Source organism: Alcaligenes sp. LTN-3, from assembly GCF_059735605.1.
Genome location: NZ_JCAPDN010000003.1, coordinates 178,603 through 201,835 on the forward strand (window position 1 = coordinate 178,603; position 23,233 = coordinate 201,835).

The following is a 23,233-nucleotide window of genomic DNA, read 5'->3' on the forward strand; positions in this document are numbered from 1 at the left end:
CGGCGCAAAAATATCAGTTTTGAGTCGCAGGCGCGAAATCGGCCAGATGGCAAGACAGGATGTCCGCAATGGCACGATCATCCAGACCACGAGAGCGCAAGTCAGCAGACAGGGCGTCCACATCCACACGGGCCAGAGGACGCTCGGCACCACGAGGGCGGTCGTCACGCACCACGCGAAAGTCGTAATCGCGCTGGGCGGTCTTGGCCACTTCGTAGTGCATGACTTCGTCCACTTCGTTTTCTGGCGTGAAGGTCAGCACGGTAGGGCGCAGGGAATACAGGTCTTCGGAGTTCATCACGTATTCGGTTGCGCAGATGATGACGGTATCGCCTTTTTGACAGGTACGAGCCGCCGCGCCATTCAGGACTACACAGCGCGAACCGGGTTCACCGAAGATCACGTAGGTAGAAATACGGGCACCGCTGTCCTTATTCCAGATTTCCACAAACTCCATGGGTAAAATGCCCGCTTGTTCGCAGATTTCCGGATCCAGGGTGATCGACCCGTGATAGTTCAAGTCGGCACCGGTCACCTTGATACCATGCAGCTTGGCACGAACCACTTTTTTCATGACAACACTCTCTAGAAACAGGTCCCCTAAAAACGGACACCTAAACTTGGCTAAAACGCGGCTTGCGCTACGCCCTTAGCCCGATCAGGGCTGCGGGAAAGACTGCATCATAAACCCAGAAATGCGCCCAAATCCGTTTAGACCCACAGATTTGTACGGGAAAACCACAAGCCCAATGATTTGCCTGGCGGCCAGTCTGTGCTGTAATCCCCTCTGCCGCGTCGCACCGGTCTTTTTTATTTTCAATACGATACCGCTTTCCATGCCCAACCTGCTCATCGAGAATATTCACAAACGCTATGGCACCCTGGAGGTCCTCAAGGGAGTCTCTCTAAGCGCGGAGCCGGGCGATGTCATCAGCCTGATCGGTTCCAGTGGCTCGGGCAAAAGTACGTTCCTGCGTTGCATCAACTTTCTGGAAGCGCCCAACTCGGGCCGTATCGTCATCAAGGGCGAGGAGCTGAAAACCCGTCTGGACCCTAAAACGGGCGAACTGGTTGCAGTCGATAAACAACAGCTCAAGCGCCTGCGTACCAGCCTGGCCATGGTGTTCCAGCACTTCAACCTGTGGTCCCACATGACAGTGCTGGAGAACATTACCGCCACGCCTATTCATGTGCAGGGAATGGACAAGGCTCAGGCCATTGCCAAAGCCGAACTGTATCTGGACAAGGTAGGCCTGTCGCGCGATCTGGCCAAGCAATACCCCGCCTTCTTGTCCGGCGGCCAGCAACAGCGTGTGGCCATTGCCCGTGCGCTGGCACTGGAGCCCGAAGTCATGCTGTTTGACGAGCCGACCTCGGCACTGGACCCGGAACGGGTGGGCGAAGTCTTGCGCGTTATGCAGAATTTGGCCGAAGAAGGGCGCACGATGGTGGTCGTTACCCACGAAATGAGCTTTGCCCGCAACGTCTCCAGCAAGGTGGTGTACCTGCACGAAGGCCAGATCGAAGAAGAAGGCCCACCGGAAGAAGTGCTGGTATCGCCACGCAGCCCTCGTTTGGCGCAATTCCTGGCGGCAGGTGGTTCGTCAAAGGGCTAAGATGCCCGCCTACGGCACGCAGAGCAGTTTGACGGGGCTGTGACTGGCTATTCTGCCCCTTGGGTCGGTTGGATCGTCCAGTCACCGAGCAATCGCGAAGCAGTAGGTTCGCTGAGCCTGCCAGACTGCGACACGACGGAAACATCGAAAAGCCGGATCGCCGGGCCACCAGAATGCCAGACAGCCGAATGTACATCAACAGGCAAAACAGCCCAAAGACTTCGGCCACACTCTGAGCAGACATAAAGCAAACGGCGCCTTTTGGCGCCGTTATGCATTGGCAGTCACTCCAATGAAGCCGCCAACCAGCAGCTTCTGACTACAACCCTGCTATCAGGACTTGGGACGCGGCATATCGAACAAGGTCAGGTCGGTAATTTCAAAGTAATCGCCAGGACCACCGCCACGCAGAATCGGACGTGGGATCGCGGTGCGGTAAATGCCATCCACGATACAGTTGGGCGACACATGCACACCCACCACTTCGCCCAGCACCATCCAGGTGTTCAGGTCCTTGCCTTCCGAATCCTTCAATTGAAAGTGCGTCGTCACCTTGCACTCCAGCGAGGCATGGCTCTCGCCCACGCGGGGGGCATCAATCAGTCGAGAGTCCGCAGGCGTCAGGCCCGCAACTTCAAACTCGCGCACATCCTGTTCCAGACTGGTCATGTTCATGGGCTCGGCCAGATCACGCGACGCCAGGTTCCAGGTAAAGACGCCGGTTTCAATGGCGTTGCGCACGCTGTCTTTGTAGCCCACGCTGGAAAATGCGATGACAGGCGGGCGGTAGTTGAACACATTGCAGAAACTGTAGGGGGCCAGATTCAGCACGCCGTCCTTGCTTTTGGTGCCGATCCAACCGATAACACGGGGACCCACAATAGAACTGATCGGGTCGTGGCGCAGTCCATGGCCTTGAGTGGGTTCATAAAAGTGAAAGTCTTTCTGCACGGTTCTCTCTGTTAATAAACACAACAAACTAAACAGGACTGCGGGAAATCCCGGTGGCCCACTGATATACTTTACAACTAAAATAAAGCTGCTGCAAACCGTTGAAACTCAAGGTTTTACGTCTCCTTCCTGCCTTTCAGAACCATCTAGGCATATGAAACATGGAAAATAAGCCCGATCACTGGGCACGTGTAGCGTCTGCTGACCTGGAACACGTGCGCAAATCTGTCAGCGACATGTTCAAATCGCACCAGCTCAAGCAGCTACGTGCCGATCAGACCCTGCAAACCCGACTGCGCCATGCCCAGTTTGGTCAGGTCGCCTTGAGCCGCCTAGGCTATGGCGCCGACGTACACATACAGCCTGATCACCTGGCCGGGTTTTACCTGGTTCAGATGCCCCAATACGGCACCGCCAAAATCCGCTGCGGTGGCCAAACTGTGGACTCCAGCCCCTACGCCGCCACGATCCTGAACCCCAACGAGGACGTGGATATGGTCTGGCACGCCAATAATGAGCAATTAATGCTCAAGATAGACCGCAATCTGGTGGAACAGGCTGCCCGTGGTCTGGGTCTGGATGTCGGCCCGCAAGGCCTGCTGTTTCCGGTACGCCTGCAGGCTCACACCCAACCTTCCTGGCAGATCATGCTGCGCTACGTGCTGGACTGTGCCCGCAACTACGAGTACATCCGACGCTCCCCGCTGATAATCAACCAGCTGGAGCAATTGGCGGTGACGACCCTGCTGGATCTACACCCACCGGCTCAAATTCAGGCGCTGAACCCCACCCGCATCTTGCCGCGCCATCTTAAGAAAGTCGCCAGCCATCTGCATGAACAGGCCCATTTGCCCGTCACGGTGGACGAGCTCAGCACCATCGCTGGCGTCAGCTCGCGTACCTTGCAACAAGCCTTCAAGGAGCACTATGGCGTCAGCCCCATGCAATATCTGCGCCAAGTGCGGCTGGACCGTCTACGCCACGAACTGATCCACTCCAACGAGCCTCATCTGACGCTGGCCGATCTGGCCATGCGCTGGGGCTTTGCACACCAAGGCCGTTTCAGCGCCGAGTACCGCAGCCGCTTTGGCGAAACGCCTAGCGAGACCCTGCAACGAGTGCGCGGCGGTCAGCACTAAGCGGACCGCCTCATTCGTCCTGTCACCCCTTCAAGATACGCTGGGCGGCCAGATAGCCGGATTGACCACCCAGGCCAGGGCCCGGATGCACCGCTGCACCAATTTGATGCAGATTGCGCCAGGGCGTCGTGCCGCTGCGCGCGTTCTTGTGTCCGGCAAAAGGGCGCATGAAAAAGAACTGATCGGGTGAGCACACACCGCTATACGGGTCACCCCCCACTAGATTCATATTCAAGGCTTCCAGATCCGCCGGGCTGACGCTATGTCGCCCGATGATCTTGCCAGCCAGACCGGGCATAACGGTTTCCAGACGGGCCTGTACACGGTCAGCCATCGCCTCGCGCACGGCTTCATTCCAGCGACCATCCGCCGGCACAGGAATTTCGCCCGCCTCATCACCTTTGATATGGCGCGGCAGCTCCTGCATTTGCACCCATAAGATCCAGTGTCCTTCCGGTGCGCGAGTTACATCCACCGCCACCGGCTGGCCCACAGCCAAGGTCGGTTTGGCGGGCAGATAGCCATTGCTGGCCGTCACCACGGAGGAGCACACCTGCTCCATGCTTTCCGTCACGTGAACCATGGGTACATGGCACAGTTCCGGATCCACCCAGTCGGGTGGGGAATTCAAGGCAAAGTGAATCTGCATGCCACCGCGACCATAGTGATAATCCTGGGCGGACTTCAACAGCTCGGGCTCAACTTCAGGCAAGAGGTCGCCATACAGTTGACCGGGCGTCACATTGCAGACCACCGCACGGCGGGCCAGATAGCGCTGTGTGCCAACACACACCCCGATGGCTTTATTGCCTTGCACCAACACGCGATCCACATGGGAATGAGTCAGTACCGCGCCACCAGCATCTTCAATAATGCGGGTAAAGGCTTCCACAATCTGGTAACTGCCGCCTTTGACCACCGGCATACCACCGCTGACCACGGCGCTGAAAGTCAGTTTGCCGATCAGGGCCGAGCTGGCCTCATCCGGGCCCAAGCCGCTATGCAACACCCAGGGAGCAATCATGGCGCGAGCCAGGTCGCTGCGCAGATCGCGCATGGCCCAGCGCCGGAAGCTTTCCAGGGCTTGCGAGCCAAAGGACATCAAACCGTCCAGACCCCGTTCCCGCCAGGCGCCAAACGCCAGTTTGGCCATGGGCCAGCGGTAAGGCTCACCGCCTAGCAACCCAAACACCAAACCGGCATCCGGGCCAAACATACGTGCCGCCATCGCCCCCAAAGCATCGCCTTCACCGGGCATCAAATCATTGAAACGACGCACCGTGTCGTCCATATCCTGGCGCAAAGCCAGACTAGGACCACCAGGAATTGCCAAACCCGTGCTGTACTGGCCTTTGACAAACTCCAAACCGGCCTTGGCCAAGGGTTCGGCCAGGGCGGCATAAGAAGCGCCCCCCATGAACAGGGGATACCAACTGGACAACACATCGTGAGTGAAACCGGGGAACAGCTCCTGCGTACGGATACACCCCCCGGCCACGGCGTTGCGCTCCAGCACCGTGACCGACAAACCCCGTTGCGCCAACAAGGCAGCGCAGGTCAGGGAGTTCATCCCGCTGCCGACAATGACAACATCAGCGCTGTGCGCGTCACTCATTTCAACGGTCTCCGCTAGGCGTTGTCAGGTTGGCGAAACGGCCACGGTGAAACACCGCCGGTTCGTGTTCGGTCAGCGTGGTGTGGCGCACCACACGGCCAATAAACAAGGTGTGATCGCCGCCTTCATGTTGACGGTAGTTCTCGCACACAAAGGTCGCCACACAATCGTCCAGCAGTGGCACACCTTCTTCCCCATCCACATGAGAGACCAGCGAGAACTTGTCCTTGACCTGAGAATTGGCAAAACCCAGGGCCACGGGCACTTGCTCCTGGCTGATCACGTTGATGGCAAAGTGGCTGCAGTTTTCAAAAACCTCCAGGCTGGGCGAATGATTCACCAAGCTCCACATCACCAAAGGCGGCTCCAGCGACAGGGAGGTAAAGGAATTGATGGTCAGACCCACCGCCCGGCCATCGGGACAACGAGTCGTGACAATGGCCACACCCGTTGGAAAATGGCCCAGTGCCTGGCGAAACGCACGGCTATCGACCACATTCAGATTGGACGGTGTGGGTTTGGCGTCAGCGGCTGCCAACGCTTGGGCAGACACGGCCTGCCGCTGCTCAGCGGTTTGGGACGGGCAGTCTTGCAGCGTTGCGGTGGGGGTCATGATACGTCTCCTTGAATACTATCTATCAGGCGGCCACAGATTGGCTGCGAGTCTTCTCGATCAATGCCTGAGCGGCACTCAGATCTTCCCAGGCCGGGAACAGAACTGGCGGGTGGTTAAAGCTGTTGGCCAGGAAATGGGCCAGGGCAGGCGATTGCTGGGCCGAGGTCAACAAGGCAAACGAGGAGTCGGTTGGCGGCTTCAACATGGAGTTGGTCCAGCGCACGACCAGGTTGGCGTAATCCCAGTAACGCTCGAACGTTTCCTGCATCCAGTTACGATCAAACGCGCCTTCACCGCGCTGCAAGATGCTGTCCAGATATACCTGGGCGGCTTTGGCCGCATTGTTGGAGCCCTGGCCGGTAATCGGGTCGTTCACGACCACAGCATCGCCCAGACCCAGCACCATACGGCCCGACGGCAGCGTCAGCACGGGTTTGCGTACCGTGGGAGGGAAAGCGCCGGACAGGTAACCCTGGGCATCGGTCAGTTCCACATTGCGGGCACGATCGGCTTCCCAAGGCAAAAATTCACGCAGGAAGGACACGCTTTGCTCCAGGTGCGCTTCAGGCGTCTTGGCATCACGGAAGCGATCCAATGGGCCACCGGGCACGCCTTCAAACACCATGATGTCGCAAGGGCCGGACAAGGTCAGCGATGGGAACACAAAGTATTCGCCCACACCGGGGATGAAGTTAAAGGACACACGCGAATATTCGGGCGTAGGCTCCAGACCGTGTACGTAAGTCAGGGCCAGAGCGCGCTGGGGCTTGTCGTACATGGAGCGCTGATCGTCACGCTCGAACAGTTTGACCACTTCGCCTTTACCGGCCGCCAGCATGGTCAGATCATATTCCTGAGTGATGCGCTCCAACTCGGCCACGCCCACGTCTTCCATGATCAGCTTGCCGCCGCGCTGCTCGAACAATTCCAGCCAGTAAGGCATTTTCACGCGCTGGTCGGTAGCTTGAGCTTCACGGTCCAGACGAGCACTCCAATCCACGGCCTTGGTGTCAGGCTGCTCGGGGTTGGGCAGGGCAAAGCCGATACCTTGTACAGGTGGGCATTCGTCATCCCAGAAGTTCAAACCCAGACGGCGCTCGACGTCCAGCGCCTCGGCAAACATGCACTGGCTGGACATCACGCGGCCACCACGAATATCGTCAGGACCACGGTTGGTGAAAACGGCTACGTCGTAGCCCTGGGCCAAAAGGCCAAATGCAACGGGCATGCCAGCTTGGCCAGCGCCCACAATAGCAACTTTACGCATGATTTTTTTCCTTCTGAGGGAGCGAGGGACGCCACCGTAGCGGCATCCCGGTTTTTCTTATTCAGCCAATTTGGGAATGGCGGGTACACCTTGCTCGGGGCCCATGGCCGAATAGCCGCCATCCACGGCATAATCGGCACCGGTCACGAAACTGGCGGAATCCGACAACAGGAAGGAGACAACTTCACCGACTTCCTGGGGATCACCCACACGGCCCAGCATGTGAAATGCCGAGGCCACGCGGTCGGTTTTGGCGCGATCGCCGCCAGTCAGCTCGTCCATCACCCGCGACCAGATCCAGCCGGGCGAGACCGAGTTGACGCGGATACCGTCTGGAGCAAAGTCCAGCGCCATGCTGCGCGTCAGTTGCAACAAGGCGGCCTTGGAGACCGGGTACAACCAGCGTCCGGTTTGTGCGATCGACGATGAAATGGACGTGAAGTTGACGATGGAGCCACCACGCGGCAACAAGGGGCGCACAGCCTTGGCCGCTTGCACCGCGCTGACCAGGTTGATGTCCAATGCCTTGAGCCAGTCCTCACGGCTGGAGGCCATGCCCTCATCCAGATAGGAACAGGCCAGATTGACCAGGCCATCCACACGACCAAAATGCGCCTTGACCTGCTCAATAGCGGCATTCAGGCTTTGATCACTGGTGATGTCCACTTCCCAGAATTTGGCTTTGGCGGCATCGTTGCCCACGGCTTGCTGGCCACCTGCGGCATCAATATCAAACACGGCCACACGTGCGCCGTAGCCCATCAGCACCTCGACCACGCCTGCGCCAACACGCGTTGCGCCGCCGGTCACGATGACTACCTTATCCTTCAGTCCTTTCATGTCGCTCTCCTGCCGCGGGCCTTAGAAAGGCACCGCCACTTTTACAAAAAATTGTTTTCCTTCAGGACGGCCACGCACGCCCAGATCCTGCTGGTACTTGGCCGTAATCAGCAGACCTTTCTCATTGGCGTAACGCAGGCTGGGACCAATGGCAAAGGCACGTGCCTTGCTATCGCCAGCCATCGGGCCACGGTCACTTTCAATCTGTTGATAGGCGTAACCACCCACCCCCAGCACCAGACCATTGCCAAAACCCCAGCCCACGGCGTAATCCGCGTGAATGGCTTTACCCGTACGGGTTTCGGTGTCACTGTTACGGAAGTTGAAGTCCACCATCATCTTCAAATCCCAGTTGATGCCGCTGGGCTGCGTGTAGCTGAACGCAGCAGCAGGCTGAATGGCCCAGTAGTTGCGGCCCAGGTTGGCGCTGTCGGTCACCTTGTAGCGGCCGGTAGGGGCGACAAAGTCCACGCCCAGGATGTAGTGCATCTTCTCGCTGGGATGAAAACCCAGAGCAGGACCAAACACTACATCACCCAGACCACTGCGGCGCTGGGACTGGCCAGCGGCTTGCGCCTTGACGGTCAGCAAGGGGGCCAGCGCGTGGAACGCCAATTGCCCACCCAACACTTGCTGGTCCGTCACCCAAACCAAACGAGGCGCAACCATCGCCACATCCACTTTGAAGTCGGGAATAGGCAACTTGTCACCGTTCTGGTCACGCACCGAGTCGTAACGCATGGCACCGCCGTACATCAGCAAGTGCACACCGGGTGGTGGCAAAGCGCCACTCATGAAATTTTCCAAACCGTCGGGATAAATAGGCAGGCCATTACCCTCAATGGCATAGGCTGGACCGGCGCCCAATGCGCCTGCTCCCAGTACAACGGCTGCTATTGTTTTATTGATGTCCCCCACGTCCGTTCTCCTTTTGTTTTTTAGGTATGACGATGAGGCCAATGGTAGAAGTGCCGTTTGTGCCGGTATATCCACTTTGCGCAGCACCTAGCCAATAAGCGCAAGAAGCCGCAAAAGCAGGGAAAACCCCGATTTGGTTTAGATTTAAAGGATGGCGATCAGCAAGGCCGTTAAACGCTGTGTTTCAACGCTTACCAGACATAATTTCCTCGCTTCTCGCGCGATGAATAAGTACTATCACCGCGACCTCCACATCCAGAGCAGCGAACGATGTGTCATACCGTCGTCGTGGACCTGGCCACACCTTCGTCTCTTCATACCGATGAGCCCCAATCTCTCTTTTGCTGAATCCCGATTCGGCCAGCCTTTATTCAGCCGCCGTTCCGGTGCCTGGGCCTTTGTTCTGTTTTCAATGCTGGCCGTCATGGCGACGTGGACCCTTTACTGGCTCACCCCCATGATTTCGGACGACTTCAACTACGCCAACAAAGGCATTGCGTGGACGTCGATCAAACAACATTACCTGCAATGGAGCGGTCGACTGGTCTCGGACACGCTCTCGAGCGCCATGCTCAACCTAGCCCCGGGGTGGCTGAAAGCCACGTTGAATACGGCAGCCCTGCTAGGCCTGATCACGGTACTGACGGCGCTCGGCGCGCAACTGGCTGGAAGAGCCTTGCGCCCCTCTTTGCTGCTGCTGGTCTTTACCTTGTATTGGCTGGTCAATCCCAATCTGGGACAAACCACCTTCTGGTTGGTAGGGGCTGCCAACTACCTGTGGCCCAATCTGTTCAACTTTGGCTTTGCACTGGCCTTTGTGTGGTATTTGCAAAAAGGCAGGCCCTCTGTCGTCACAGGCTTGGCGCTCTGCATTCTGGGCGTGCTGGCCGGTTGCTCCAATGAGAACACCGGGATTATCAGTTGGGGCTTGCTCGCGTATCTGAGCCTGAGGCACTATCAGCGCACAGGCTCGCTAAGCCCATGGCATCTGGTTTGGTTGCTCTGTATGGGGCTGGGGATCACCGTACTGGTCCTGGCACCGGGCAATCAAATACGCGCAGAGTTCTTTGCCCATTGGTACGACCAGCCTTTGTTATGGCGCATTGGGGAGCACTTTGCTCGTCGATTCCCGGACGCGATACTGCGTTACTGGGGGGTCATTCTGGTGATGCTGGTTTGGCGTTTTGCCGCAGGGCCTGCCAGCTCTGAATCAGCACGCCGGGCAATATGGCTGCTCATTGGCGCGTCACTTCTAGCCAATGCCATTCTGGTTTTGGCGCCCAATATCCCCAAGCGAGCCTTGAATGGCGGCTTGATGTATCTGCTGGTGGCCCTGTCTATTTATGCGCATGATTTATTGGCGCAAGGGCAGCGCGCCATCCCTATGCAGCGCAGCCTGTCGGTGACATTAGGAGTCTGCGGCACACTCTGGCTGGTATCCAGCGGCCTCATGTTACGCAGTTATCACGGTACCTGGGAGCAGGATCAGGTGCGGCGCGCGCTCTTGGTCGATGCCCACAAACATCAGTACCAGCATGTCGCACTGCCGAAGTATTATTTCCTACCCACTTTGCGCTCGCGGGATCGCTTTGATATGCACTTCAACCCCAAAGCCATGGCCCGATACTACGGGAGCAAAGCGGTGATCAACGAATATGCCGTCCATCAGTACTATGACCTGGAGACAGGGGCACCCCCACCCGCCCCCTGAAGCTGTAAAACGTGCGCATTTACTCCGCTACAAGCCGCTTCAGGCCCCGGCGGGCCTGAAGCGGCGTTTTACAGAGAGAAACGTCGACCAGGACTGCAGCAGCAACCCGGCTGCCTATCCTCCACCCTCACCACAGCCCCCAAAAAAACATAAAAAAACCCCGCCTTCCCAAAGGAAAGCGGGGCCAAAACTGTAGTGTGTCTCTTGCTGCGTATTACTTGGCAGCGCTCAGCTCTTTGATCTGCTCACGGAAGTAGGCCAGCGCGGCTTTACCGTCAATGCCCTTTTTGTCTGCGGCTTTGATCCAGTCCTCTTCCACAAAAGCCAGACGTTCCTTGAGCTTATCGCCCGCCTCGCCTTCGATGCGCAGTGTCTTCAAGCCCGCTGCCGTGTGCTTTTCAATAGCTTGCTGCTCGGCAGCCTGCCATTTGGAACCGAAATCGTTGGCAATCCACTCGCCACTGATCTTCTCGATGGCCGCACGATCAGCCTCGGACAGACTCTTCCATTTACGCTCGTTCATGAACAGGTATTGACTGGATTTACCAAACCCGCCAGGAACAGAAACCGCTGTCTTGATCAGCTTGTCCAGCTTCCAGTTATCCAGTTGGTCGTACTGGAAATACATGCCGTCAATCACACCACGCGACAGCATTTCATAGCTGTCTGAGGCCGGCGCATTCACCGTCACAATACCCAAGGCTTTGCCAATGGCATCGAACAGCGGGCTGGGCGAGCGCAACTTCTGGCCGTCCAGATCCTCGATGCTTTGCACATCTTCCTTGCGGGTAAAAATGACCGTAGCAGGACTGGTCCACATACCTAACAGTTTCACGCCTTTGTGCTCGTTGGCATCCATCATGAACTTTTCATAGGTACGCCAGTAGGCGACCGAGTTCACGCCGCCGTCATCTGTTGTGAAAGGCAATTCGGCAAACTCGATCAATGGGAAACGGTTGGCGGTGTAGCTGTGTACCGACATACCCAGATCTGCAATACCGTTACGGACCAAGTCCAGATGGGCCTGGGGCTTGCCCAGGGCATTGATGAACTCCACCTTGACACGGCCCTCTGTCACCTTTTCCACTTCCTGTGCCCAGGGCTCGAACATATTGGTCACGATAAAGTGACCGGGCGGCATCCACTGCGAAAAACGCAAGGTAGTGACTTCGGCGGCAACCGACGGCAGGGTCGGCGCCAGGGCTGCGGCAGCCAGGCCCAGGCTCAAGGCCAATTTCTTGAAAACACGCATCTCGACTCCTCGTAAATTATTTTGCTGCCGGGCCACTGCAGCCCGGCTTTCTGACCGCCCGACGGAACATGAAACAGGTCCTGGACCTGCACGCCCGGCGGCTTTTACTGCTGCCCGGATCACAACGGCATCCGGGCCGCTTTTACATACTGTTCGGAATAACCAGAACAATCCAGGGAACAAACACCAGCAACAACAAGCGGGCAATATCGGTCAGAACAAAAGGTGTCACACCCCGAATAATCGTGCCCAGGGAGACATCAGACATCACGTTCTTGATCATGAAAATATTCAATCCTAGCGGCGGGGTAATCAGGCTGATTTCAGCGGCCACCACCACAATCACCCCGAACCACACCAGATCAAAACCCAGCGAGGCCACAATCGGATAAAAGATGGGCACGGTCAGCATGACCATGGACATCGTTTCCAGAAAACAGCCCAACACCAGATAAATCAGGCAAATGATCAAAATCACCGCAATCGGGGAGACATCCAAGCCCTCGATGAAACTGAGCAATTCACTGGGCAAACCGGCCACTGACAGAAAGTTGGTAAAAACCAAAGCCCCGATCACCAAAGCGAACATGATGGCGGTGGTCTGGGCGGCCTCGATCAGCACCGTCAAATACATGCGCGGCTGCCAGCCACGACGCTTCAAGGTCAGCAAAAAAGTGGCAGCCGCGCCAATACCAGCCGCTTCAGTCGGGGTGAACACCCCCCCGTAAATACCGCCCATGATGACGATAAACAGCACCGTAATGGCCATCACCCCTTTGGTCGCCTCAAAGCGTTCACGCCAACTGGCTTTCTCGCCCGGACGGCCCAGATTGGGGTTGATGGCAGTAATGATGGTGACCGTCACCAGGTACATCAACATGGCGATCAGGCCGGGCAAAAAACCGGCGGCAAACAGCTTGCCGATGTCGGTTTCGGTCAAGATCCCATAGACCACCATCATGACGCTGGGCGGAATCAAAATACCCAGTGTGCCGCCGGCGGCAATACTGCCCGTGGCCAGACGATCATCGTAGTTATATTTGCGCATATTGGGCATGGCCACGCGGCCCATGGCAGCCGTGGTCGCCATACTGGAACCACAGAGCGCACTGAAGGCACCACAGGCAACAATCGTGGCCATCGCCAAGCCACCACGCAAGTGACCAATAAATGCGTGGGCTGCTTTGTACAGGTCTTTGGACAGGCCCGACGCATTGACCAGATTACCCATCAGAATAAACAACGGCAGCACCGTAAAGCTGTAGCTCATGGCAGTGTCAAAACTGGTTTGCGCAGCCATGATCAGAGCCGCTTCCATGCCCGTGAACTGGGCAAAACCCACCGTTCCAACCAGCAGCATCCCCCACGCAATGGGCAAACCCATGAACAAGCTAGCCAACAGGACAAGCAGTCCGATAATAGAAATCAACATGAAACAACTCCGTCTTTATCGGCGAGGGGAGCGAAAAATCTGCAGCAAGGCAGCCAACGCTGCGATGCCGGTCATGATCGAGATGGCATAGGCAAACGGCGCAATAGGCACTTGCAGGGCATTGCTCATATCACCATATTCAGCCAGCTCATTGGCCCGGTGCCACAGATACACGGTCAGCACGGCCAACATGAGGGTAGAGAGAATATTGATCAGGCATTGCTGCACCCGTCGTGCCCACGGCCCCAGCCAGGCATCCAACAGACTGACAGTCAGGTGTTGCTGATGCCAGGTCACGCGGGGCAAGGCCGCAAAAATCAGCACGCCCAGCAAGATCTCGCTGGCCTCATAGGCTCCCAGCAAGGGGGCATGAAATACATACCGGCCAATCACGTCCACGGTCGTGACACCAGTCATCAGGATCAAGATGACCACACAGGCAGTATCCAGAATTGTCTCTACAACCCGTACTACTCCACGTGAACGCACCAGCTCCATTCCTGGCAGATCGTCGTTCATTACAGCTCCACTCTTTCTGGCCTGCGTAGGCCTGTTTTTTGGGTCATCATGCCCCCCGAAAAACCGGCGAGCATTGTTATATTTTTGTTCTAAATAGTTTATAGATGAACCAATGCAGGTAAATAGAAAGAAACCCTTAATTCCATCCAGAATCATGGATTTGGGATTTTGGTCTCACATAGTAAGAAAGGTAGTCACAAACGAAAGCCCTTGTCCTGTGTAAAAACAAGGACTATCACGCTGGAAGTTAGATACCCATATTCCCCTTTTGAAGGGCCGGGCCAGATATTTTCAATAATGTGAAGGGTTACGCATCACTTTCTCTGACAGCGTGTCGCAACACGTCCCTGGCAGCCTCTGTAGGGCAAGCCGCGCGAAGCAACTTCTGAAATCTGGAGCACTCCAGATGAGATGGCTCGGGGCATTCTGCAACGTGCCGCAGCATGTTGCTCAAGGTCTTCAGTCTTTGTGCCTGACGATCGAGTTCATCGGCACGCTCACTCAATGTAGATCTGGGCAGGTTTGGCTTTCGATCCTTGTCAAACATGCTACCAATCTCTTCCAGCGAAAAACCCGCACTCTTGCCCAAGGCAATCAAAGCGAGCTGCACGAGTGTGTCCTCACGGTACTGCCGACGCAATCCGTTTCGGGTAACGGATCGGATCAGGCCGATTTCCTCGTAATAGCGCAGAGTCGATGTGGCGACACCACTGGTCTTTGAAAGTATGCCGATATCAATGAGGTTCATGCTTGACTTCAAGTTGACTTGAAGTTGGATACTAGCTGGCAACCAAGCCTAGATCAAGGGTCAGACACATGAAAGAACCGACGTTTCCACCTGGCAACAAGCTCGCTTTGGCCGCACTGGCGGGCTCCATTCTGCTAGCCTCACTGGGCATCAGTGTCACGACGGTGGCACTCCCAACATTGGCTTCCGTCTTCTCGGCCTCGGTACAACAGGTGCAATGGGTCGTGCTCGCCTATCTGGTTTCGCTGACGGTGGCTATCGTGTCCGCCGGACGCCTGGGAGATCTGTACGGAAGTCGCCGTGTACTGCTTTCCGGCCTGGTGCTCTTTGCCTTGGCCTCAATCACTTGTGCTGTAGCACCGAACCTGGGCTGGCTGTTCGCGGGCCGGGTGGGGCAAGGTCTGGCTGCTGCAGTCCTGATGGCATTACCCATGTCGCTTGCCAAAGCCCTGATCGCCAAAGAGCGCATGGGGGCGGTGATGGGGTTGCTAGGAACCATGTCGGCCATCGGGACCGCGCTGGGTCCTTCTCTTGGCGGCGGCTTGATTGAGCTTCTGGGTTGGCGCTCGGTCTTTGTTCTGTTGCTTGTGTGCGCCCTTGGCATGATCGCCATTACGGCGATCGGTATCCCCAAGCAGCAAGGACCGACCACCACGACGGCGCGTATGGACTGGATGGGCAGCCTCTGGCTGTGCCTGGCACTGCTGTTCTTCGCAATGTCCGCCACTGGCAGCAAGGTCGGAATGGCCATTCCGCTCTGGATGTTACTCGCCGCAACTGCCATCGCGCTGACGGCCTTTGTCGGCTTCCAACGACGCGCCAGTCACCCACTGGTGCCCTTGGCCCTGTTGGGTAATCGAGTCCTTGCATCGTCACTGATCATGAACCTGATTGTCAGCGCCATCATGATGTCAACGCTGGTGGTTGGCCCCTTCTATCTGGCATTTGGCCTTGGCCTGAATGAACTGATGGCGGGCCTTGTAATGGCGGCCGGTCCTGCTGCCGCCGCGCTGTCCGGTGTACCCGCCGGCCAGCTCACGGACCGATTCGGCACCAATCGAATTGTGCTTGCTGGTCTGGTGCTTGCGACGGGCGGACTGATCTGCTTCGCACTGCTGCCCCTTCAAGTTGGAATTCCCGGCTACGTCATGGCACTGATACTAACAACGCCGGGCTTTCAACTGTTCTTGGCCGCCAACAACACCGCCACTATGGCAGCCGCTCCAGACGCTCAACGGGGCATGGTTTCCGGGCTGATAGGCCTGTCACGCAATCTTGGATTCATGACCGGCGCAGCACTGATGCCGCTACTTTTTGCCTCGCTCCTGGGTGATGAAGAGATGGCCTTAAGTTCCCGAATCGCCATCGGCGAGGCCTTCTCCCACACGTTTCTCTTGGCAGCAGCCTCGTTCGGACTTGCCATGGTGACCTTCTTCGTGGGGAAGAAGCGACCGACATCCATCGCAATGTCATCAAAAGGTGAACCATGACTGATGCAAGCGCAAGGGCGATCCGCGCTAGCCGACAATCAGATCGTCAACGTACCCACGCTGGCACCACCGCAAACATACAGGGTCTGGCCCGTAATGAAGCTGTTTTCAGGATCGGAGAAGAATAGGGTGGCGCGACTGATGTCATCGGCACGGCCCAGGCGCTTCACAGGAATTGCGGCCGCCAGCTTGGCTTCGCGTTCGCTACCGGCTTCAACCACGTCGTAGAACATATTGGTGGTGATGGGGCCAGGGGCAATCACGTTGACGGTAATGCCTTGGTCAGCCAGTTCCAGCGCCCAGGTGCGGGCCATGCCCAACATGCCAGCCTTGGTCGCGGCATAGGCAGTACGGGTTTGCAGACCCAGCGCGCCCCGCGAGGACATCAGCACGATGCGACCAAAGTGGCGCTCGCGCATGCCAGGCACCACCGCCTGAGTAATCTGCAAGGCCGCGCCCAGATGGATCTGGGTCAGGCCCTGCAAGTCTTCCAGCTTGACCTCGTCCAGCAAGGCGGGCCAGATCACGCCTGCGTTGTGGATGAAGTGGGTCACTTCAAAGCGTTCAGCAATATCCTTGGCGGCTTTCTCGGTTGCCGCCGCATCCAGCAAATCCACCTGCACGCAGTGCAGACGCTCGTGCGTCCAGGGCAGCACATTGCGCGCCATGCTGATCACGGTGTAACCCTGATCGAGCATCTTGCGGCAAATGTCTTCACCAATACCGGTGCTGCCGCCCGTCACAATGGCGGTGTAGTGAGCTTGTGTCATCTTGATTGTCTCCAGGCAAATTCAAGGCGCAGGGCGCGCCACCAGCACGGCTACGCCACCGGCATCCAGCTCCAGACTCAGGCGCACTTTTTCATCGGCCTGCCCGCCTTCGGGCAAGTGGGCGATGGCAAAAGGGCCGCAATCCAGTTGAACGGTGCCGATACGCCAGGGCAGTCGTGCCTGAAAATAGGGTTCGTTGCTGTGATGCAAAGTGGTCGTGGCCTGCAGAACACCAGTGTTGGCAACGGCCTGCCAGTTCAGCGTGGTGTGCAGGCAATGGCCGCACACATCGCGGGCGGGATACTGCACCGTGCCGCAGGACGGGCACACTTGCAGGGCAAACTCGCCGCGCTGGGCGGCCTCGGTCAGACCGGCTGCCGTGGCGCTGCGTGCGCCCGGTGGCAAGATTTGGGTATCGCTCATCACTGCCCCCGTTCCAGCAAGGCCGCGGCAGTACAAATGCCCCGGTCGTAATTAATCATGCCAAAGCCGGACACCAAACCGATGCGGGCATTGGCCACTTGCGTATCACCTGCGGTATCCGTCAGTTGGCGCAGCGCCTGGACCAGGCCCAGATAACCACCGGCTGCGCCGGCCTGGCCTACCGACAATTGGCCGCCGCTGGTGTTGAAAGGAAAAGTGCCATCCACGGTAAAGGTGTTCTTGCGAATGAACGCCGGGCCTTCGCCCTTGGCGCAGAATCCCAGGTCTTCAAACTGCAGGACGTTGATGACGGGGTAGTCATCGTAGGTTTCCATGAAATCCACGTCTGCCGGGGTAAGGCCCGCGTGTTCGTAGAACGCATCCTTGTCCATGGCCCAACCACCACGATGCTGTACCGCGTCTTCAGGGAAGGCATTGTGACGCTCGATAGTGGAGCGGATACGGACATAAGGCAGGCCCAGTGCTTCGGCCTGTTCACGACGCATGACCAGATAGCCTTCGGCTCCGGCGCACGGCATCACGCAGTCAAACAAGTGGATGGGGTCGGCAATGACGCGCGCCTCCATGTACTGTTCCAGCGTCAGCGGTTTTTTCATCAGGGCATGCGGATTGCGTAGCGCATTGTCGCGCTGCGCGACACACAGCTTGCCGAAGTCCTCACGCGTGGCACCGTAATGACGCATATAGTAGTCCGTCAGCAGCGCAAAGCTGGCATTGGGGCCGCCGGCACCGTATGGGTAGACAGCATCCTGCGAGAAACGCGAGAAGCCCGACACCGTGTTCTTGAAGGACTCGCGGTGATTGGTATCGCCCGCAATACACGCCACGATGGACGCATCACCACACTGCACGGCACGCGCCGCACGGCGCATGGCCACCACGCCGCTGGCTCCACCCATAGGGATGTGATCCAGCCAGCGCGGGCTCATCTGAAAATGCTGCATCACGCCGACAGCCGTGTCACTGCCCAGCGTAAAGCTGGACACACACACACCATCAACATCGGCTTTTTTCAGGCCGGATTGGGCCAGCAACTGGCCCAATGCCGCACCCAGCCACCAATGGGCGGTCTGCTCGGAATGGCGCTCGTAGGGGATGGTCACCGGGGCGACCAGCACCACATCGTCATAGCCCTGGCGGGCTGCTTGCGGCAAGGCCATGGGTTCAGGCCTCCTGACGTTTTTTCAGGTGATTGGTGTTCACGCAGGCCGGGTTTTCCAAAGCGGCCAGAGCCACTGTTTTCAGCTCACCGCGCTGAATCTTGTTGGTCGAGGTCAGCGGCAGGGCATCCACAAACAGCACGTAGCCGGGCACCTTGAAGTAGGCCAGTTGAGTCAGGCCCCACTGCACCATTTCCTGGGCAGCCTGTTCGCGCTGTTCCTGGGTTTCGATGGGATTGTACGGCACCACCAGCGCCATCACTTCGTCGCCACGGATGGCGTCGGGCACGGCAGCCACGGCAATGGAGCGCACCAGCGGGTGCTGCTGCATGATGTTTTCCACTTCCACGGCAGCGATATTCTCGCCACTGCGACGGATCACATTCTTTTTACGGTCCACAAAGTGCAGGTAGCCTTGTTCGTCACGGCAAACAATGTCGCCCGTGTGGAACCAGCCGCCTTCCCAGGCTTCATCAGTCGCCGCTGGATCTTTCCAGTAGCCGGAGAAAAAGCCGTAGCGTGGGTTGTCACCGGCCGAACGCACCAGCAGCTCGCCGTTTTCACCGGCTTGAGCAGGCTCGCCATCGTCCTTGCGCAGCAGCACTTCTACCACGGGCATTTCCTTGCCAAAGCAGGAGGTGCCGATAAAACGTGGCTCGTGATTGGCGATGATGCTGGCACCGGCGCCAGTTTCGGTCATGGCCCAGGCTTCCAGCAGCGGGAAACCAAAGCGTTCTTCAAACAGGGGATGCAGACCGCGATCCACACCGGCGCCAAAACCAAAGCGCACACTATGCTGACGATCTTTTTCGCTGGCCTCGGCCTTCATCAGAATGGCGGGCATCACGCCCAGGTAATGCACCACGGTTGCACCGGATTCGCGTACCGAATCCCACCAACTGCGTGGGTGGAAACGGTCCAGGGAGATCAGGCAACCGCCGGTCTTGATCATGGCCATGGTCGAGCAGGCCATCGCATTCATATGGAACAGGGGCAGCGGAGTCAGCATGCGCTCTTTGCCGTGCTCCAGCGAGGCCAGACCACCAATGTCGCGGTACCACTCACCGGCGTAGTGGAAGTACTGGTTGGCCAGCATGCAGCCTTTGGGGCGGCCTGTGGTGCCAGAGGTGTACAACAGGGCACATTCGCTGTTTTCATCAGGAATATCACAGGAGCGGCAAGCGGCGCGCTCTACCATTGGAGGCATGTCGCCATCGGCCATGATGGCAAAGGGCTGACCGGCTCGCTGAGCCGCTTCCAGCAGATCCTGGTGGCGGCTGGGCAGGGCAATGGCCATGATCATTTCCGAATGGCCGATCAGGTATTCCAGCTCGGCAGCGCGCAGGTCTGGATTGATCGGCACAATGGACACGCCCAGGCTGTTCAGTGCAAACCAGTGCAGGAAGAACACGGGGCGGTTCTCCAGCAGGATGCCGACGCGGTGACCGTGGCCGTAGCCAGCAACCGCGTAAGCACCGCGCAAGGCGTCGATACGCTCCAGCGCCTGACCGTAGGTCAGCTCGCCCGCTTCAATACCGTAGATCTCAGCGGTCTCAGGCAGGGTACATACAAAGGGCTTGTCGCCCCATTTCTGGGCGGTGTCTCGAAAAGCCTGGTAGACCGTGGTGTTGGCCATCAAAAATTCTCCTGTCCTGTCACATAAACAACTGGATATTGCCAAAAGGCGCGTCGCAGTTAAGCAGATCCACTCGTTTCAGACGGATCTTCAAGGCGTCGTCCTGGCGCACCAGGGTGTAGGTATTCCAGCCTACGTAAATATCTTGGTTGTCGCCGCGCGTTTCCGTGTAATGGAAAGCGCAACGCACGGTGTATTCGCCTTTTTCCTCGTCCATGCTTTCCACGGTGGGTTGCTGGAGCAAGTGATGGCTGCGGCTCTTGGGCTGCTGGGAAAAGGTACGGCGGCCTGCAAGACGTTCCACACGGATACGCAGCAAGAGTTTGTCCTCGTGCATCAGGGACGCATGCAAACGAGCATCCTGCTGATCGTGCACTAGAGGCATCCAGTAGTAGCCATCCTCGGTAAACAGGTCGAGCCATTGCTCGTAGCGCTGTTCATCCAGCAGGCGGGCTTCCGCATACACAAAATCGATAAGGGCCTGACGGCTGATTTCGCTCATGGTTATTCCTCTTCTTGTTTAGCCTGCTGCTCGGGCAGCATGAACTTCAGCCAGGCACGGAACTGGGCGCGCATCTGCATTTCGCTGGTGCCGTTGATCACCACATTCTTTTGCTGGTCTTCGTCTTTTTCCACCAGACGGGCCAGATTCATCCAGTCGCGGCCACGCGACTGCAAGCCTTGCTGGGCACGCTCGTACATTTCCAGATCATCGTGGCCGACCATGGAAGTCGGTGCGTTGATCAAGCGGTTGTACATCAGGGTGCGTTCCAGGAAGGTGTCAGGCGCACCCACTAGGCGGAAGGTCCAGGACTCCACCAAGGTCTTGTCAGCGGCCAGCGGCTTGAACAAACGCAAGGTCTGGATCGGGCCCTTGACCATGATGTTGGGGAAGTAACAGGTGTTGTGACGCGTGTCACCCAAAATGGCTTTGGCACGCTCTTCACCGTAGGCTTCGACCATCTGGTCCCAGTAACCGGGGATCTCGGAGTAATCCGCGTGGATGGAGTTGCTCACGCCGGTATGGCCGTGACCGTTTTCCCACACGCGAATACCCATGCCTTCGTAGAACTCGTAAGGCGACATGAACGGGGCGAACAGCTCAACCGCCATGGGCTTGGGCGTACCTGGAGGGGCCGCTTCCCAGGCTTTGACAGCCGTACCAGCCGAGGACTCGTGCGCCACCATGGGGTGACAGGTATCGGTCTGGTTATCGACCAGCATTTTCCAGTTGCACTGGTGCATGTAGCGCATTACGCCACCGGCCACTTCCAGACGACCTTCGGGGGAGCGATCCACCATATTGTCGATGGTGCTCAGGGACTCACCAAAAAAGTCCTCAAAGCTCACGCCTTCATCGGCCAGGCGACAGAACACGAAATCGCGGTACACCTTGACGTTCTGTACCGCCGCCATGCCCTTGCTGCCTTCGGTGCATTCAAAGCCGGTGTTTTCGTAGCCTTTCTTCAAAGGGATGGACAGCAACGAGCCGTCGGTCTTGAAGGTCCAGGCGTGGTAGGGGCAACGGAAGAATTTGCCCGTGTTGCCACAGGTCTCGCCCGCCACTTGCACGCCTTTGTGCGGGCAGCGGTTGTAGAGCACGCGGATGCTGTCATCGGTATGGCGCACCATGATGACGGACTCCGTACCGACCGTCGTGGTGTAGAAGTCGCCTTTATTGGGCACCTGGCTGGCATGGCCAACGTAGACCCAGGTATTGACGAACAACTGCTCCATCTCCAGTTCAAACAGCTCCTGGTTGATGTACAAATCCTTGTGGACCTCGGCCTCGCGTACCAAATCGCGGATGGCCTGGGGATTATCACGATACTTTTCCATCATGTTCTCCGTCGCCCTTGGGCTTATAGATCCAGCACCAGACGCGGGGTCTTGGCGCGGGAAATACAGATCTGGATGACCTTGTTGCTGGCTTTTTCCGAGTCGCTCAGGAAGTAGTCACGGTGGTCAACCTCGCCTTCGATCACATCACAGGTACAGACGCCGCACTCGCCGCGCTTGCAGTCGATCATGGGGTCCAGGCCCTGCTCTTCCATCACGTCCACAATGGTCTTGTCGGCGGGAATGTGCAGGGTCACGCCAGTCTGGCGCAATTCCACTTCAAAAGGCTGGTCGCCTTCCTGGGGAGCGGCGGTAATGAACAGCTCGAAGTGAACATGGTCGCTAGGCCAGCCGCGTTGCTTGCAGGCTTCGATCACGGCATCAATCATGCCTTTGGGGCCGCAGACGTAAATGTGCTGGTCTTTGGACAGACCGTCGAGCAAAGTATTCAGGCAGAAACGGCCTTCGCTGTCATCCGCGTAGTGGCGCAGAGCCGGGCCGGACAGGGCCGTCAACTCGTCCAGAAAGGCCAGTTGTTCCACGCTGCGACCGGCATAGTGCAGTTGGTACGGGCGACCTTGATGATGCAAGGCAGCGGCCATGCTGGCAATGGGGGTGATACCGATACCACCGGCAATCAGCACGGTTTCGGTTTCGCCGGCAGCGGCAGCATGCAAGGGAAAATCGTTCTTGGGGCCAGCCACGCGCAGCGTATCGCCGACTTTGAGGCTGTGCATGAAGCGCGAACCACCCGAGCTGTTGTCCTCCAGGCGCACACCCAATCGGTAACAGGTCGGACCCTGTGCCGTGTCGGCGTCCAGCGAAATCAAGGAATAACAGCGGTGATCGTTCAGATCAGGGATCTGTACCTGCAGGTGCGAGCCCGGCGCAAACGCGGGCAGGGAACCGGCCTGGGCAGGCTCGAGCGTAAAACTGCGAATCAGCGGGGATGCGTTCTGGATGTCCCGGATGACGAGTTCAAAAGTATCCATCATGTGCCTACCATTGAGCATGACTACATCAATTACCCAGCCGAAAAGGCCAAGCCATGGCATCATGTAGCGCCGCAGGCGGCAATGGGACGGTATCTCGTAGCCGATCAAGGCTGCGTAAGGCTCGTCTACTGTCTCCGCTAAAACCGGCTGCCTGACATCCACACTGGCTGTACGGCTGGATCGCTATTCATTCTTTTGTGAATTTATTTTATTGATGAATAGTTTACGGATAAATATATACTGCCGAATATAATGGAAAACCACTAGGTGAGAAA

General features: G+C 57.6%; 22 protein-coding genes. 4 read left to right on the forward strand and 18 right to left on the reverse strand.

Features of this window, described 5'->3' with window-relative positions:
- Positions 1–13 precede the first annotated feature (13 nt).
- Complete coding sequence (gene panD / locus AC6I6N_RS13745; RefSeq protein WP_094195190.1) at positions 14–574, reverse strand: aspartate 1-decarboxylase; 561 nt, start codon at positions 572–574, stop codon at positions 14–16.
- A gap of 262 nt (positions 575–836) precedes the next feature.
- On the opposite strand from panD, the gene AC6I6N_RS13750 reads away from it, so the two are divergent.
- Positions 837–1,616 (forward strand): ABC transporter ATP-binding protein, encoded by a 780-nt coding sequence (locus AC6I6N_RS13750; protein WP_094195188.1) that lies wholly within the window; start codon positions 837–839, stop codon positions 1,614–1,616.
- Positions 1,617–1,949: 333 nt separating this feature from the next.
- Here the strand turns inward: AC6I6N_RS13750 and AC6I6N_RS13755 are convergent, their stop codons facing one another.
- Positions 1,950–2,567 (reverse strand): flavin reductase family protein, encoded by a 618-nt coding sequence (locus AC6I6N_RS13755; protein WP_094195187.1) that lies wholly within the window; start codon positions 2,565–2,567, stop codon positions 1,950–1,952.
- Between the two features lie 161 nt (positions 2,568–2,728).
- Between AC6I6N_RS13755 and AC6I6N_RS13760 the strand changes: the two genes are divergently transcribed.
- Positions 2,729–3,706: an AraC family transcriptional regulator gene (locus AC6I6N_RS13760; RefSeq protein ID WP_094195186.1), complete on the forward strand. Its 978-nt coding sequence runs from the start codon at positions 2,729–2,731 to the stop codon at positions 3,704–3,706.
- A 22-nt stretch (positions 3,707–3,728) separates the two neighbouring features.
- Here AC6I6N_RS13760 and AC6I6N_RS13765 read toward each other — a convergent pair whose 3' ends face one another.
- Genes AC6I6N_RS13765 through AC6I6N_RS13785 form a run of 5 tightly spaced genes read right to left on the reverse strand, consistent with a single transcriptional unit; the run spans position 3,729 to position 8,953 of the window.
- Positions 3,729–5,321 (reverse strand): phytoene desaturase family protein, encoded by a 1,593-nt coding sequence (locus AC6I6N_RS13765; RefSeq protein WP_125277912.1) that lies wholly within the window; start codon positions 5,319–5,321, stop codon positions 3,729–3,731.
- 1 nt (position 5,322) lies between these two features.
- Positions 5,323–5,934, reverse strand: coding sequence for a flavin reductase family protein (locus tag AC6I6N_RS13770; RefSeq protein WP_123050694.1), 612 nt, complete (start codon positions 5,932–5,934; stop codon positions 5,323–5,325).
- 25 nt (positions 5,935–5,959) lie between these two features.
- On the reverse strand, positions 5,960–7,204 hold the full coding sequence (locus tag AC6I6N_RS13775; RefSeq protein ID WP_094195183.1) for a styrene monooxygenase/indole monooxygenase family protein: 1,245 nt from the start codon (positions 7,202–7,204) through the stop codon (positions 5,960–5,962).
- Between the two features lie 57 nt (positions 7,205–7,261).
- Positions 7,262–8,044 (reverse strand): SDR family oxidoreductase, encoded by a 783-nt coding sequence (locus tag AC6I6N_RS13780; protein WP_094195182.1) that lies wholly within the window; start codon positions 8,042–8,044, stop codon positions 7,262–7,264.
- Between the two features lie 21 nt (positions 8,045–8,065).
- Positions 8,066–8,953: a SphA family protein gene (locus tag AC6I6N_RS13785; protein ID WP_094198222.1), complete on the reverse strand. Its 888-nt coding sequence runs from the start codon at positions 8,951–8,953 to the stop codon at positions 8,066–8,068.
- A gap of 331 nt (positions 8,954–9,284) precedes the next feature.
- Here AC6I6N_RS13785 and AC6I6N_RS13790 point away from each other — a divergent pair, with 331 nt between their 5' ends.
- Positions 9,285–10,673: a DUF6056 family protein gene (locus AC6I6N_RS13790; RefSeq protein WP_094195181.1), complete on the forward strand. Its 1,389-nt coding sequence runs from the start codon at positions 9,285–9,287 to the stop codon at positions 10,671–10,673.
- 214 nt (positions 10,674–10,887) lie between these two features.
- Here the strand turns inward: AC6I6N_RS13790 and AC6I6N_RS13795 are convergent, their stop codons facing one another.
- The 4 genes from AC6I6N_RS13795 to AC6I6N_RS13810 all read right to left on the reverse strand — a co-directional run bounded on the left by AC6I6N_RS13795 (position 10,888) and on the right by AC6I6N_RS13810 (position 14,624).
- Positions 10,888–11,925, reverse strand: coding sequence for a TRAP transporter substrate-binding protein (locus tag AC6I6N_RS13795; RefSeq protein WP_094195180.1), 1,038 nt, complete (start codon positions 11,923–11,925; stop codon positions 10,888–10,890).
- 142 nt (positions 11,926–12,067) lie between these two features.
- Positions 12,068–13,357 (reverse strand): TRAP transporter large permease, encoded by a 1,290-nt coding sequence (locus tag AC6I6N_RS13800; protein WP_094195179.1) that lies wholly within the window; start codon positions 13,355–13,357, stop codon positions 12,068–12,070.
- A 15-nt stretch (positions 13,358–13,372) separates the two neighbouring features.
- A complete protein-coding gene (locus AC6I6N_RS13805) occupies positions 13,373–13,876 on the reverse strand; it encodes a TRAP transporter small permease (protein WP_094195178.1) in 504 nt (167 codons plus the stop codon).
- Positions 13,877–14,183: 307 nt separating this feature from the next.
- The gene (locus tag AC6I6N_RS13810; protein ID WP_094195177.1) at positions 14,184–14,624 is read right to left on the reverse strand and encodes a helix-turn-helix domain-containing protein; all 441 of its coding nucleotides are present in this window, start codon (positions 14,622–14,624) and stop codon (positions 14,184–14,186) included.
- A 68-nt stretch (positions 14,625–14,692) separates the two neighbouring features.
- On the opposite strand from AC6I6N_RS13810, the gene AC6I6N_RS13815 reads away from it, so the two are divergent.
- On the forward strand, positions 14,693–16,114 hold the full coding sequence (locus AC6I6N_RS13815) for an MFS transporter (RefSeq protein ID WP_094195176.1): 1,422 nt from the start codon (positions 14,693–14,695) through the stop codon (positions 16,112–16,114).
- 38 nt (positions 16,115–16,152) lie between these two features.
- Here AC6I6N_RS13815 and AC6I6N_RS13820 read toward each other — a convergent pair whose 3' ends face one another.
- From AC6I6N_RS13820 to AC6I6N_RS13850, 7 genes are read right to left on the reverse strand one after another with little or no spacing between them, the layout of a single operon-like run.
- A complete protein-coding gene (locus tag AC6I6N_RS13820) occupies positions 16,153–16,884 on the reverse strand; it encodes an SDR family NAD(P)-dependent oxidoreductase (protein ID WP_094195175.1) in 732 nt (243 codons plus the stop codon).
- A gap of 21 nt (positions 16,885–16,905) precedes the next feature.
- The gene (locus AC6I6N_RS13825; RefSeq protein WP_094195174.1) at positions 16,906–17,307 is read right to left on the reverse strand and encodes a Zn-ribbon domain-containing OB-fold protein; all 402 of its coding nucleotides are present in this window, start codon (positions 17,305–17,307) and stop codon (positions 16,906–16,908) included.
- Positions 17,307–18,488 (reverse strand): thiolase family protein, encoded by a 1,182-nt coding sequence (locus AC6I6N_RS13830; protein WP_094195173.1) that lies wholly within the window; start codon positions 18,486–18,488, stop codon positions 17,307–17,309. The genes AC6I6N_RS13825 and AC6I6N_RS13830 overlap by 1 nt, the downstream gene beginning before the upstream one ends.
- 4 nt (positions 18,489–18,492) lie before the next feature.
- Entirely contained in the window at positions 18,493–20,124 is a 1,632-nt protein-coding gene (locus tag AC6I6N_RS13835; RefSeq protein ID WP_497943579.1) for an AMP-binding protein, read from the reverse strand.
- A 19-nt stretch (positions 20,125–20,143) separates the two neighbouring features.
- Complete coding sequence (locus AC6I6N_RS13840) at positions 20,144–20,626, reverse strand: aromatic-ring-hydroxylating dioxygenase subunit beta (protein ID WP_009463815.1); 483 nt, start codon at positions 20,624–20,626, stop codon at positions 20,144–20,146.
- 2 nt (positions 20,627–20,628) lie between these two features.
- Positions 20,629–21,963: an aromatic ring-hydroxylating dioxygenase subunit alpha gene (locus AC6I6N_RS13845; RefSeq protein ID WP_094195170.1), complete on the reverse strand. Its 1,335-nt coding sequence runs from the start codon at positions 21,961–21,963 to the stop codon at positions 20,629–20,631.
- 23 nt (positions 21,964–21,986) lie between these two features.
- On the reverse strand, positions 21,987–22,955 hold the full coding sequence (locus AC6I6N_RS13850) for a PDR/VanB family oxidoreductase (protein ID WP_094195169.1): 969 nt from the start codon (positions 22,953–22,955) through the stop codon (positions 21,987–21,989).
- Between the last annotated feature and the right edge of the window lie 278 nt (positions 22,956–23,233).